The organism is Gluconobacter kanchanaburiensis NBRC 103587 (assembly GCF_007988905.1).
GTDB lineage: Bacteria > Pseudomonadota > Alphaproteobacteria > Acetobacterales > Acetobacteraceae > Gluconobacter > Gluconobacter kanchanaburiensis.
This window is the reverse complement of the sequence record NZ_BJVA01000027.1, coordinates 1-12,001: the sequence shown is the minus strand read 5'-3', so window position 1 is coordinate 12,001 and position 12,001 is coordinate 1. Positions and strand designations below refer to the sequence as shown.

The 12,001-nt window shown below is 55.9% G+C and carries 14 protein-coding genes and 3 pseudogenes; 8 read left to right on the top strand and 9 right to left on the bottom strand.

Going from position 1 to position 12,001, the window contains the following annotated elements:
• Nucleotides 1–75: 75 nt before the first annotated feature.
• The 3 genes from GKA01_RS13190 to GKA01_RS13925 are packed head-to-tail and all read right to left on the bottom strand — an operon-like array spanning nt 76 to nt 947.
• Nucleotides 76–369, bottom strand: coding sequence for a hypothetical protein (locus tag GKA01_RS13190; protein ID WP_228119867.1), 294 nt, complete (start codon nt 367–369; stop codon nt 76–78).
• Between the two features lie 48 nt (nt 370–417).
• Nucleotides 418–756, bottom strand: a complete 339-nt coding sequence (locus GKA01_RS13185) for a helix-turn-helix domain-containing protein (RefSeq protein ID WP_228119866.1) — start codon at nt 754–756, stop codon at nt 418–420.
• Between the two features lie 32 nt (nt 757–788).
• Nucleotides 789–947 (bottom strand): type II toxin-antitoxin system HigB family toxin, encoded by a 159-nt coding sequence (locus tag GKA01_RS13925; protein WP_306309739.1) that lies wholly within the window; start codon nt 945–947, stop codon nt 789–791.
• A gap of 272 nt (nt 948–1,219) precedes the next feature.
• Here GKA01_RS13925 and GKA01_RS13730 point away from each other — a divergent pair, with 272 nt between their 5' ends.
• The 8 genes and pseudogenes from GKA01_RS13730 (at nt 1,220) to GKA01_RS13145 (ending at nt 5,734) form a co-directional block, all read left to right on the top strand.
• Nucleotides 1,220–1,369 (top strand): hypothetical protein, encoded by a 150-nt coding sequence (locus GKA01_RS13730; protein ID WP_194265829.1) that lies wholly within the window; start codon nt 1,220–1,222, stop codon nt 1,367–1,369.
• A 66-nt stretch (nt 1,370–1,435) separates the two neighbouring features.
• Nucleotides 1,436–1,633 carry a hypothetical protein gene (locus GKA01_RS13920; RefSeq protein WP_228119865.1) on the top strand — a complete coding sequence of 66 codons (198 nt, stop codon included), beginning with the start codon at nt 1,436–1,438 and terminating at the stop codon, nt 1,631–1,633.
• 85 nt (nt 1,634–1,718) lie between these two features.
• Nucleotides 1,719–1,856, top strand: coding sequence for a hypothetical protein (locus GKA01_RS13915; RefSeq protein WP_228119864.1), 138 nt, complete (start codon nt 1,719–1,721; stop codon nt 1,854–1,856).
• 146 nt (nt 1,857–2,002) lie between these two features.
• A pseudogene (locus GKA01_RS13165) lies at nt 2,003–2,533 on the top strand (DNA methyltransferase); the annotation flags it as partial.
• Nucleotides 2,533–2,767, top strand: a pseudogene (locus tag GKA01_RS13160) (transposase); the annotation flags it as partial. The pseudogenes GKA01_RS13165 and GKA01_RS13160, both read left to right, overlap by 1 nt.
• A 425-nt stretch (nt 2,768–3,192) precedes the next feature.
• The gene (locus GKA01_RS13155) at nt 3,193–4,188 is read left to right on the top strand and encodes a glutathione S-transferase family protein (RefSeq protein WP_146864022.1); all 996 of its coding nucleotides are present in this window, start codon (nt 3,193–3,195) and stop codon (nt 4,186–4,188) included.
• Nucleotides 4,185–4,808, top strand: coding sequence for an alpha/beta hydrolase (locus GKA01_RS13150; protein WP_146864019.1), 624 nt, complete (start codon nt 4,185–4,187; stop codon nt 4,806–4,808). The genes GKA01_RS13155 and GKA01_RS13150 overlap by 4 nt, the downstream gene beginning before the upstream one ends.
• Nucleotides 4,809–4,819: 11 nt before the next feature.
• On the top strand, nt 4,820–5,734 hold the full coding sequence (locus GKA01_RS13145) for a LysR family transcriptional regulator (protein WP_146864016.1): 915 nt from the start codon (nt 4,820–4,822) through the stop codon (nt 5,732–5,734).
• Between the two features lie 7 nt (nt 5,735–5,741).
• Here GKA01_RS13145 and GKA01_RS13910 read toward each other — a convergent pair whose 3' ends face one another.
• The 6 genes and pseudogenes from GKA01_RS13910 to GKA01_RS14120 all read right to left on the bottom strand — a co-directional run bounded on the left by GKA01_RS13910 (nt 5,742) and on the right by GKA01_RS14120 (nt 11,752).
• Nucleotides 5,742–6,089: a hypothetical protein gene (locus GKA01_RS13910; protein ID WP_228119862.1), complete on the bottom strand. Its 348-nt coding sequence runs from the start codon at nt 6,087–6,089 to the stop codon at nt 5,742–5,744.
• A gap of 31 nt (nt 6,090–6,120) precedes the next feature.
• Nucleotides 6,121–6,276, bottom strand: a pseudogene (locus tag GKA01_RS13135) (transposase); the annotation flags it as partial.
• Between the two features lie 319 nt (nt 6,277–6,595).
• Nucleotides 6,596–8,236 carry a TolC family protein gene (locus GKA01_RS13125; protein ID WP_167506386.1) on the bottom strand — a complete coding sequence of 547 codons (1,641 nt, stop codon included), beginning with the start codon at nt 8,234–8,236 and terminating at the stop codon, nt 6,596–6,598.
• Nucleotides 8,229–10,367, bottom strand: coding sequence for an FUSC family protein (locus GKA01_RS13120; RefSeq protein ID WP_167506385.1), 2,139 nt, complete (start codon nt 10,365–10,367; stop codon nt 8,229–8,231). Before GKA01_RS13120 ends, GKA01_RS13125 begins: the two co-directional genes overlap by 8 nt.
• Nucleotides 10,368–10,486: 119 nt before the next feature.
• The gene (locus GKA01_RS13115; RefSeq protein WP_146864006.1) at nt 10,487–11,506 is read right to left on the bottom strand and encodes an efflux RND transporter periplasmic adaptor subunit; all 1,020 of its coding nucleotides are present in this window, start codon (nt 11,504–11,506) and stop codon (nt 10,487–10,489) included.
• Between the two features lie 3 nt (nt 11,507–11,509).
• Nucleotides 11,510–11,752: a YtcA family lipoprotein gene (locus tag GKA01_RS14120; RefSeq protein ID WP_371859276.1), complete on the bottom strand. Its 243-nt coding sequence runs from the start codon at nt 11,750–11,752 to the stop codon at nt 11,510–11,512.
• Nucleotides 11,753–12,001: the final 249 nt, after the last annotated feature.

Here is a 12,001-nt window from a genome sequence, read left to right as displayed (position 1 = left end):
TGATACCGACACTCCCGTGAGCAAAGCTCCGGGGGTGTTTCTTTTTTTAGCCTTTCCAATTGCTTGACATTCGATCTAGGTGAGGATCGTTCCCAGTTCCCCATACAGCATCGCGTTGATCTCGCCCCGGTTCGGGCCGGGTGTCAGCACAACCTTCTCGATCAATGCCCGAAGCGCCTCGGCGGCTTCCAGCCGTTCCTCGAGACGGTTGAGGGCGTCGGTCAGGCGGCCGACCTTGCGGGCATAGATGGCTGACGCACTCGGCAACAGGTCCGGTACGTCATCGGGGACGTCGGACAGCAGGACTGCCAGTTCGGCGTTGCGGGCTTCGAGCGTATCCATCTCCGCCTTCATGCTGGGATGGAACATGCCTTCCTTGATGGCCTCGATGATGCCCCGGATCTGGGATGTTCCTTGTCAGGCGATCTTGTCCCTCCGGCTCGGCCGGATCAGCACCTCGGCCGAGGTGCCGAGGCCGTCATGCAACTGGCGGATCATATCGATCGACAGGCCGCGCTTGCGGTTCAGCACGTCCGCCACCCGGTTGCGCGGGCCGATCATCGGCTCCAGATCCTTGCGCATGAGGCCCTGCTGCTCCATGCGGAAGCGGATCGCCTCGACCGGATCGGGCGGGTCGATCGGATGGTGCTTCGCCTCATAGGCGTTGATCAGCGTCGTCAGTACGTCGAGGCCGGTCGCCGTTCGGCGTACCGCTCTTCGCACCCCACAGGTGACCGACCTCGTCGAGTGCTGCAAAGTAATCCGCTTCGTTGCGGATGGGTTTCAGATCAGCCGTCATGCTCCACCTCTGTCACGTCGATCCTGTCATACGCCTTGTGTGTGCCGATCCATTTGATCCAAACGATGCTCGTCTCGAAATCGGCCGCCGCGATCAGGCGATAGGCGTTGCCCTTGATGTTGAAGACGATCCGCTCGGCGCTGGCGATGCTGGCTGTCGACGAACTCTCTCAGCGTGCGACGGGCGATGATCCTCATTGACTGACCTTATATCACGGGACCATAATGGTCATAAAAGAAATGCACGACTGCCCGGTGAGAGGGCCTTCGCCGGGGGAAACGCAGCCGGGAAGGAGAGGCTATCGCAGAGGACAGGATCGTTTCTGACGGGCCTGTTTCCGCTCCAGAGCACGGGCACGCTCAAACTGCTCGCGGGCCATCTAACGGCCGATCAGGCGGGGCGAGTGATTGGATGGCCTCATTGGACGGACGGAACGCCTCTTCGGCCGTTTCCGCCTCACCGGCGGAGGCGAACACCTCGATCCTGATCCTGTCGGGTCTGCGTGCCATCCTGTCCACCTGCCGCTCATGGGGCGACTGGAACGATCAAGGACAGGACAATGGGATTTGAGAAGACCGTGCGCCGGTCGATGCGGTAATCGGCGGCGATCGCGCAGAAAAGGGAGGCTTATCGGCCGTGGAAAAGGTAAACATTCTTCTGGCGATTGGATATGCTATCGGATTCTATATTCGAGATCGTCGTGCGAAAGAGGCTCTTGTGCAGTCCGAACGACAGGCTGCGGGTCAGATCGAGACGTTTCGTCGACAGATCGCCACGCTTAACAAACAGGTAGCAGGAAGACGAGCGGCGTCGGCAATATCGGTAGGAGAATGACCTGTCTGATCCGCAGAACCAGTTACGCTTTATTGATGAATGCAGCCTGAAAGCCGTTCCTCCTGTCAATCGGGAGGCGGTGCGCGTGCTCTATGCGATCGACGAGTGGATCAAGGATATGCGGTCCGACTGGCGTTTCGCTTTTGAGGTTGCGATGGGTGGTTTCATCAAAACGCCGTATGCCCCGGATGATCCGCGTCAGCGTGCTGACGCCGTTCGATGAGGTGTCCCCGATCTTCCTGCGCTGCGCTCCGTGCAGATCGGGAGATAGCCCTCCCCATCGGTCGCCCTTGCCGTTGCTACCCCGCTGCTCGCTGCGAGGCAGAGGAACAGTGGGGGCTGTTCCTCGCGGAACAAAGGGCAAAGACCATGACTGGCAACACGAACACACCGACCAACTTCCGCAATACCATCCTCAACGGCGACAGTGTGGAACTGATGCGGGCAATGCCGCGCAATGCGGTGGATTTCATTTTGACCGATCCGCCTTACCTGGTGAACTATCAGAGCAGGGACGGGCGGAAAGTCCGCAACGACGATAATGCACGCTGGCTCCGGCCGGCGGTGAATCAGATGCACCGTGTCCTGAAATGGGGCGGCCTTGCCGTTAGTTTTTACGGATGGAACAAGATCGACCTGTTTGCCGAAGCCTGGAAAGCGGCCGGATTTCGTATGGTCGGGCATATCGTTTTCCGCAAGTCCTATGCGTCATCTTCGGGTTTTCTGCGCTACGAGCATGAAAGTGCCTACCTTTTGGCGAAAGGGAACGTGAAGCGGCCCGGTCAGTCGGTGCCGGACGTGATCGACATGCCGTATTTCGGGAATAAATTGCACCCGACGCAAAAGCCGGTGGCTTCGCTCTTGCCCCTGGTGGAAACCTTCTGTCCGGTGGGTGGCCTGTGAGTGACGTGTTTTTGCTTTCCGCGCAGCAGATGGAGAAAATCAGAGCGTATTTTCCGCTGGCGCATGGTGTGCCGCGCGTGGATGACAGGCGGGTTCTGAGCGGGATTGTTTATGTAATCCGCAATGGTCTTCAGTGGAAAGATGCCCCGGAGGCCTATGGTCTGCATTAAGACCTTATACAGCCGGTTCATTCGCTGGAGTTGCCTGGGTGTTTTTGACCGGATCTTCGTCATCCCGATTCTCGCCCTTCCCGGCCGTCTTCTGACGCACATCCCGCGTCCCGGAACAACGCGGGAATTCTCTGCCAACTGATTCCAGCTGGCGGGGTAGAAACGTAAAAGGCCGCCCATGATGTGGTCTAAGAATTTGATTTTATTAGGGAATTTGTTGCAGGGGGGAGACAACCAACGATACTTGCGATTGGTGGATCGCGAGATACCCCGTCTCGCCGCATGACAGAGTGAACATGCCAAATCACATGGAGACGTCCAATTGCAAAACTCCTTCCCAAAAGGAAGGAATACCTTGCTTCTACAGTATCTAATCTTTCGCGTTCGACCATATTAATGATAGCCGAATAAATAATCTCGACAGCGAAAGAAAACATCGTTCTTTCGTCGGAAGATCATCATGATCCTATAGGACAGGAGTTACAGATGCTGGTTGATGGACAATGGGTCGAAAACTGGCAGCCGGTTCAGGCCAAGGACGAGAAAGGCGGATTTGTCCGCCAGACCTCGTCTTTCCGCAACTGGATCACCCCTGACGGCAGCCCCGGCCCTACAGGAGAGAGTGGTTTTGCAGCCACAAAAGGACGCTACCATCTTTACGTTGCCCTGATTTGCCCTTGGGCGTCACGCACGCTCATTGCCCGTAGCCTGAAAGGGCTGGAGGATGTCGTGTCGGTATCGGTCGTCGAACCCACCCTCACCGATCAGGGCTGGCGCTTTGGTGATTATCCGGGAGCGGACGTCGATACGCTCAATGGTGTAACGTGGATGCATGAACTCTATACCCGCGTGGATCCGCACTATACAGGCCGTGCCACAGTTCCGGTCCTGTGGGACAGGGAAAGACGGACGATCGTGAACAACGAGTCCGCTGATATCGTGCGGATGTTTAATTCCGGGTTTGGTACGCTGGCGTCATCGAACCACGACCTCTATCCCGAAGCCCTGCGCGGTGAAATCGATGATCTGAACGACGTGCTGTATACGCAGCTCAACAACGGCGTCTATCGCACCGGATTTGCGACAACCCAGCAGGCTTATGACGAAGCCTTCGAGGGTGTTTTCAGCATGCTAGACACGCTGGAAGCACGTCTGTCCGGAAGCACCTCATGGCTGGTCGGAGACCAATTGACCGAGAGTGACATCCGTCTATTCGTGACGCTAGCCCGTTTCGATGCCGCCTATCACGGGCTGTTCAAATGCAATCGCCGCCGCGTCGCGGACTACACGAACCTGAGCCGCTATCTGGAGCGAATGCTGGAGGTCAGAGGTGTCGCGGGAACCGTCAGTCTCGATCATATTAAGCGCGGCTATTATTCGATCAAGGCTCTGAACCCCAGTGGCATCGTGCCTCTTGGGCCCGACCTTGCATGGGCGTCACACCTGCCTGCAACACCCCGCCCATCGGGGGTGGGGGCATGAGTGCCGGCTTGGTTATCTTCCTGCATGGGGTCGGCAGTCGGGGGGCCTCATTTGCGCCGTTACTGACACAGTGGGGGGCGGATCTACCCACGATCGCCCTTGCCGCTCCCGATGCTCCCTTCACGTTCGACCTTGCGCCAGACGGGCGACAATGGTTCAGCATCAAAGGAGTAACGGAGGCCAACCGAACGGAACGGATCGTCGCTGCGCGGCAAGCTTTTGACGACACGCTCCGCTCCTGCATCTCGGAGGCCGGCTTTGAAAACAGGCTGGACCAGGTGGTGCTGGTGGGCTTTTCTCAGGGATCGATCATGGCTCTGGATGCCGTGGTCTCCGGCCGCTGGCCCGTGGCTGGCGTGGCCGCTTTTTCAGGGCGGCTGGCCTCGCCCCCCTCCTATGCACCGTCTACGGAAACACGCATTCTGCTGCTTCATGGCGATGCGGATCCCATCATGCCGCTGCAGGAAGTCCACGGGGCAGCACAAATCATGACGACGATCGGCATGACCGTCACATGTGACATTCTGCCCGGCGTCGGCCATACTCTAACGTCTTCGGGAATAACGCGGGCGCAGGAATTCATACGGACTCTTCTGCTTCCGGGTTCGTTTGCGTCCTAAGGACCTGTGAGTTGGATCGTCTGAGCCTTGACCGCCTGTTCGTCGCCGTTCTGGAAACAGGAAGTTTTATCGCGGCATCTGGGCGGATAGGGGTCAGCAGCGGCCAAGCCTCCAAAATGCTGTCCCGCCTTGAAGCCGACCTGGGCGTACAATTGATCAAGCGGACAACCCGCGCCCTCTCCGCTACCGAAATCGGCCAGGTCTATTATGAGCGTGTCAAGGTTCTGCTCGAAGAGCGGGACGCGCTCGATGCATCTATCCGCCAGACATCGGGCGCACCTTCGGGCCGATTGCGGATTACGGCCCCGATGTCGTTCGGGGCCGCTCAACTCGTGCCCGCGCTACTGGCCTTTGCGGAGCAATACCCCGCCATCAGCCTCAATGTCAGTTTTTCGGACCGGCTGGCGGACTTGGTTGAGGAGGGTTTCGATCTTGCCATTCGTATCGGGCGTCTGTCCGACAGCAGCTTGATTGTCCGCAGGCTGTGCGATGCCCGGATCGTCACTGTCGCCGCCCCGACTTACATCACTGACCGTGGCGCACCCCGGCGTCCGGAAGAACTGTCGCAGCATACATGCATCATCGATACCAATTTCCGCACACCCCACAGTTGGTCTTTCCACGATAAGTCATCAGGACAGGACATTCAGATCCCCGTGATCGGACGCATCGCCTTCTCAAACGGGGAGGCGTGCCTGACGGCGGCTGAAAGGGGCCTGGGAATAACCTATCTGCCCAGCTTCATTGCAGGCCCCAAAATACGGGAAGGTAAGCTGACGCCCCTTCTACATGATTTCGAGCCGCCTGCACTAGGAATACACGCCCTTTACCCACCCGCGCGGCATCTTGCCGCAAAGGTACGGGCCCTGTCCGATTTCCTCTCGGATTACTTCAGGAGCCGGGCAGAATGGGACGAAGGCTGGTAATCTTCTTTCAGGGCGTAGAAGGTAGAATCGGCAAGCCGGCACCTTCGTCCAGAGCTGTATCGGACGATGACGGGCGACGCAGGTCAAGCATGGAAGCTTCGGCCAGTTCTGAATACCATCCTGCTCCGCCAGCTCTCAGAACGGGGCGCGCCGCAGTGGTTTCGTAGATTCCTTCGCTTACATAGGTGAAACCGAAGTGCAGCAGGGAGAATCCAACCTGAGTATGGCCCGGTTCAATGGCATAGCTGCCAGACTGGACCTGAGCCGGGTTCGTTACCGTCTGGGCAGAGGCGATGGCCGGCACGGCCGCGACCGAAGCTGCCAGAAGCGCAGCGCGGGGTAGGGAAAAACGCATGATATGATCCTTCCAGAAAACCAAACTGACCAGGGGGCGCATCACGCCAGCGTAAGCCATTACGGTTCACGAAAATGATCCCGTTCAACACGCGACGGTCATCAACGCGAGGTTTGCCGTGGCTCTTGGGACAGAACGGCCGCAGACGCTCCATCTGTTCATCCGTCAGCCAAAACAGGTCGCTCATCTCCAGCCTCCTCGAAGAGCCTGAATCAGAGTTCCACAATCAAATCAATGGGTCCTGAGCCTAACCAAGTGCCGGCTGGCTGCCATGATCTTCTTCCTGTTAGCAAACAGGAAAACCAGGAATGACTGATACAGAGACTAGTGGACAGCATGTGTTGGAGATCACAATACGTCGTGCGGGTGCCAGATGCTATCAGGAGCATTTCTGGTCGGTGCGAGCATCACCACAAGGCCCGAGCGTTCCAGATAGGCGACCAGACGCTCGGCCATGTCCGAGGCACTCGTGCTATTTGATAAGATGATGACTTACGATTTAACCGCTAATTGCTATCATCTCCAAACGTTTCCATGCCGGCAGCGGACGTCAGTTCTCCTGTAGCGAACGCCAGGGCCGCAGCGTTCATCAGCGCCTGAGCATGGCTGACAGCGTACGCGCTTGTCGCCTGCTCAAGCTGTGTCTGGGCCTGCGTCGCGTCTGTCAGATTACCGACCCCGGCGGAGTACGACGCGGACGCTGCCTTGAAGGCGTTTTGTGCGGCATCGCGGGCGACGGCGGCCGAATGCACTGAAGAAAGGGAGGTCTCCAGAGCGTCGCGTGCATTAGCAACCTGTTGTTCTGCAGCCAGAACATCCTTATCGAGGGTAGCTCTTTGCGCTCGCTCGCGTGATCGCGCCTGCCTTAGTTGGTTTTGCAACAAACCACCCTGAAAGAGCGGCCATGACAACTGGACTGCGACAGTGCCGTTAGGCTGGGCTACCCGTGAAGCTGGTGCAGTCTGGGTATATCCGTACACCTTTTGCTCACCGATATAGGCCTGCACATTTGCGTTGAATTCCAGTTTTGGCAGCATAGCCCTCTGTGCGGCGCGTGTGGCAGCTGTGGCGGCGTCCATCTTATAGAGATCGGACAGGATATCCGGCCGGCGCTCGAGAGAGGCGCGCATCAGGCGTGACACATCTCCCGGGATTTGTTGTGGAAGGCGTGTGTCTCTAGAGGACGCGACTGACAGGTTCACGTCTGGTGGCAACCCCATTGCCTGCAGAAGAGCATATCGCGCGCTGTGCTCGGCGCTGCGTTTCTGGTCCTGCTGAAAAACTGCAGTGGCGGCGTTACTACGCGCCAAGGTAACGTCTACGATGGTGGCTTCCCCGTGGGTGTATCGAGATTCCGCCGAAACCTGCAGCAAGCGGGTATTTCGGACTGACTCTTCCGCAGCTTCATAATCGGCGATCGAGGCTTCGTGGTTATAATAGGCGTTGATGACGTCCATGAATAACTTTTGGTGTGTCTGTGTGAAATCAAAGTTCGATGCGATTGAAAGAGCTTTTGCGCTGTCTATGGTTGCGCGGGTGTGGCCGAAATCAAACAGTAGATAAGACAGTTGAATTTCAGGAAAGGCAGCCATCGCATTAGCCGCCATATACCCTCTAGGAGTCAGGAAGTTCGGCATGGAGGTCACGGTACGACGTCCTCCCGCTAGCAAGGTCGCCGTGATTTGCGGGGCCAAGGCTGACTCGGATACGCCCACGGCAAGCGCATTTTGCCGCGCCTGCTCCCATGACAGGTGCGTTTGTGGATTGTGCCTCTCTGCGATGTCAATCAATTCGGAAAGCGAAAGTTTTTTCCCAGATATTACAAGACTATCCGCAGAAGCGGCGTCCTGCCGAGTTGACGGCATGCCAGCTTCGGCTGAGGCCTGATCCAGCCTGCTCAAACTTTGGGAAATTTTACTGTGTGTCTGCTCCGAGGTCGGCGCGGCAAAGTCACCACCGCCAGGCGGCATTTTCAAACCTGTCTGTTTTGCCGGACGCCACGGGTGGTCTGCGGCCGAGGGAGCGAGGTCCGACGTATCATGGCATCCGCTTACCGTCGCAAGAACGCAGCATAGTGAAGAGACAAAGGGGAGACCTGTTCTTCTCTTTCTGGCTACGGCAGATTTCCTGTTCGAAAAATCAACCATGTGAAACACCCGCATTATTACTCTGTGCGGCATCCAATGTGCCCAGAATATTTTTAATTCCGTCATCTATTAACGAAAACCAGATCGTTCTCTCAGGATCATCGGGAATAATCGGAGGAACCGGGACGGAAGATTTGAGTTCGTTATATCCCTCCCCTGTCACGATCCATTGTGAGAACCTGTCGAGCCATCCTCTCAACGCGACAAGAGTCGTGTCGGCTATCGCACTCGACAAATGGGCCATATCGACAACAACTGATATTTTTACTGCCAGAATCTGGATATCGGTAAGAAGACGGTGGTTGAAATCGCTGGCGAAAAGTCGCTTGCTGACCGCGGCTCCCTCCAATGCGTCTCCACTGAACGATGATCTAACGGCCGCAATGGCTTGGCCGAATGCTTCGCGATCTTTTTCCTGCGCAGGATCGAAAGGTGCTTTCGGATTTTCTTTCTTGAAAACTGTCATGTCCGCGAGTGTTTTTACAGCCTCCGCCAGGTTCTTGCGCGCGATGGTGGCGACGCTGACGGGCCAGAGCGTTGTCGAGACCAGAGCGACCACCACATTGCCCAACAGGACGCCGATAACCCGGTCTCTGGCCGTTTGCATATCCAGTGTGGGACCATAGCCCTGAAGAATACTGAGGCAGAAGGCGAAAGCTGTTTGCACTCCAGCGTAAGCAATTCGATCGCTTCCTGATTTTATCCAGGCCGAGACAAACAGTACGGGCGTCATCATGAGAATAAGTCCCATGATGCCTGTAATGATCGGCATGAACACAAGAATACAAAAAATGCCCGCAAGGCCCCCGGAAAGTGCGCCAAGCAAACGCAGAAACATCTTGTGTGTTGTATCGCCAATTGTCCCCATCGGAACGACAAAGCAAGTCAGAACGCAAGTTCCGATCGCAGGCCAGTCTGTAAAGCGCTCGATAAGGTAACAGATGATAACCGACATACATAATCTTCCCGCAGCATGACGACCTGCTTGTTTGACGGCAATCCCGGGCTTGAAAAGCGGTGTAGGCTTGTCGTCGACCTTAGGCAGCAAGGATTTATCGACTTCGCCAGGCCTGGAGCTCAAAGCGAGAATAATTCCAACGCTCCGGGCGATCTCCCGAGCCAGTGGGTGCAATGCGGGGCTAGGAGCGAACGCTTTCGCAAGACGCTTCAGATTGGCAGCAACGTCGTGACCGAAAGCAGATAATGCAACCTCATCGTCAGCTTTTACGATCAGTCGCGCTGAGTGTCGAAGAATGCCAGATGACGTCTGAAGGATATCTGGTGTTGTGGGTGACGCCTCGGATTGCGAGATTCGTTTTTCGTTGACGGTGGTAGCCCATAATGTCGCCATTAACGAGATACGGGAAATATAGCGAATTAACGCACGACTGGCCGCGGGATTCTCTGCCTCCGATTTGAACGATACCGCCAGATCATGCAACTTTCTCATGCCGGAAACGCCCAGAACAGAAGCGGCGAAAAGTCTTTCCATCGAATGGCTATGCTGTTCGCATCCTTCGTCCATTGCATCGGCAACAAGTAACAATCTGTCAGATTCCGCCTTTTTCAGTACCTTGCCGGGATCACGCCCCCACAGATGGTTTGTAATAATGATCAGTGTCAGCGCTACGGCGTAAAGGAGCGCAAACCAGAGGCACTCGTGAAGAAATGACTCTTCTGGAGACAAATACGCACTGTCGCGTATGACGCTATCAGTGCTGTTTCCAACCCAGGCGTCTATCGCATTGCCCGCACTCTCGACCTGATCCACCATTGTCAGCAGATAGACGGTCCAGAAGAAAAATACGTTGGCGAGCATACCTGCCGTCAACACGGAACTCAGGTATCCTGCACAAAGCGTCAGGAGAACCATCAGAGGCAGGCGGATCGCCGGTTCAGCCATCGTGAACATCATGCACAGGATGCTCGCACCGGTACCGATCACGATCATGCCGCCGCCAGTCAACGCCATACGCGAACTGGTCGCCGCGTCATTTCCTGAAAGTAGGAATCCGATCCACACAAAGAGCGCGACTTCAGGCAGCCGGAACGTCTCTCCAATCAGAAGAAACAAGATAGCGAGACATGTCAGCCGGATCGTATTTCCCAGCCGTCCGGGAGACGGCGCCATTTCTGCCGCCATTCCCCGAATTGTGAAAACCGGATTCCCCTCATCAATAGAGAGAAGATGGACAGTGTCAGACTTATTCTCTCTCGCAGTCCGACGTCTGAGCGAGAAGAGGTGAAGATTCATCTCTGGATTGTCGCAACGACAGTTGCTCCGATACGCATAAGCTCAGGAGGAGGTTGATCCAGACTGATCCGTACGGGGTAACGTTGGGCAATTCTGACCCAGTTCAGGTTGCGCGCAACTTGCGGCAGCCCGCTCGTCAGACTGCCTACATCTGGCTGAACACCACCGCCGAGGCTTTCCACATGACCGCGCAGCACAACATTGGGGCGCGCCAGAACGTGGATGATCGCATTTTGGCCAGAATGAAAATCAGGCACTTGGGTTTCTCGGAAATTGGCGATTACCCACCAGTGCTCGGTGTCAATAATCGTAAACAGAGCCTTGCCTTCTGCCGCATACTCACCAGCGGCGATATTGAGCCCTGTTATCTGACCGTCACACGGGGCTTTAACTTCGGTTAAACGCAAGTCCCTCTGCGCGGCCGCCAGCTGTGCGGCTGCTCCAACGATCTGTGCTCGAAGCGGCTTGTCGTCGCGAACGCTCTTCATTGCAGCATTCTGCGAGTGAATCGCCTGCTCAAGCGCTGCCAACGAGGTTTTAACATTACTTCTGGCCTGATCGAGTTGCTGAGCCGTCACGAAGCCCTGTCGGGCCAGAGGAGCCAATCGAACTTCGGTAGACTGAGCCAGCGCCAGCTGGGCCTGCATCTGTTCGACGCTGCTTCCCTGGGCCTTGGCGGTCGCCACTTGCGAGCCAATTTGCAGATGCTCCAGCGGCAACTCAGCCTGCAGATTATTCAAATTGGCCTGAGCTTGCTCCAGCGCGTAACGGAAAGGCTCTGGATCGATGACAAATAGCGTGTCACCGCGATGGACAAACTGATTATCCCGTACATTGATTGTGATAATTCTACCACTGACTTCCGGGGCCATATTGACAATATTGGCTTGTATAAACGCATCATCAGTGTGAGGACTGCGATCGACAAGATAAGCAGCTATGACGGCGAACAGCGCACACAGCAACAGACTGGTGACGAGAAATGCATAACCCGTCATTTTCTTGGGAGATACCATCTTTCAGATACCTATCCAGAGGATCCATAGGCCCAGCGTAACAGCTGTGCCAAACGCTAACCATGAAAGCATTGGAAGAGGGATAGCGTCGTCGAAATCGAGTGCGCTAACTATAATTCGGGTCACTGCCGCCACGCTGGCACCAGCAAACGCACACACTAACCAAGAAGGAAAAAAAGATCCGAACAGATCCTGCGTTGGCGAGGTATTACATCCTCCCACAAACAGACACAACAATGTGGTCATATTCTTTATGTGCTTGATTTTTACAATATACATTATAGCTCTTCCATCACTCGCCAAGAACGTTCAAGCGATGCAATAGTTTCGGAAGAGCGCGCGCTTAATATCACGGTGAACGTGAGCCATTATCCGGATGACTAGGCTCAGGACCCATTGATTTGATTGTGGAATTCTGGTTCAGGCTCTGCGAGAAGGCTGGAGATGAGCGATCTGTTTTGGCGGACGGATGAACAGATGGATCGTCTTCGGCCC

Coding starts and splice junctions, on each gene's coding strand:
- GKA01_RS13190 (WP_228119867.1), bottom strand. CDS start 369: ATGTTCCATCCCAGCATGAAGGCGGAGATGGATACGCTCGAAGCCCGC.
- GKA01_RS13155 (WP_146864022.1), top strand. CDS start 3,193: ATGCTGGTTGATGGACAATGGGTCGAAAACTGGCAGCCGGTTCAGGCC.
- GKA01_RS13150 (WP_146864019.1), top strand. CDS start 4,185: ATGAGTGCCGGCTTGGTTATCTTCCTGCATGGGGTCGGCAGTCGGGGG.
- GKA01_RS13910 (WP_228119862.1), bottom strand. CDS start 6,089: ATGCGTTTTTCCCTACCCCGCGCTGCGCTTCTGGCAGCTTCGGTCGCG.
- GKA01_RS13125 (WP_167506386.1), bottom strand. CDS start 8,236: ATGGTTGATTTTTCGAACAGGAAATCTGCCGTAGCCAGAAAGAGAAGA.
- GKA01_RS13120 (WP_167506385.1), bottom strand. CDS start 10,367: ATGGCGCCGTCTCCCGGACGGCTGGGAAATACGATCCGGCTGACATGT.
- GKA01_RS13115 (WP_146864006.1), bottom strand. CDS start 11,506: ATGGTATCTCCCAAGAAAATGACGGGTTATGCATTTCTCGTCACCAGT.
- GKA01_RS14120 (WP_371859276.1), bottom strand. CDS start 11,752: ATGACCACATTGTTGTGTCTGTTTGTGGGAGGATGTAATACCTCGCCA.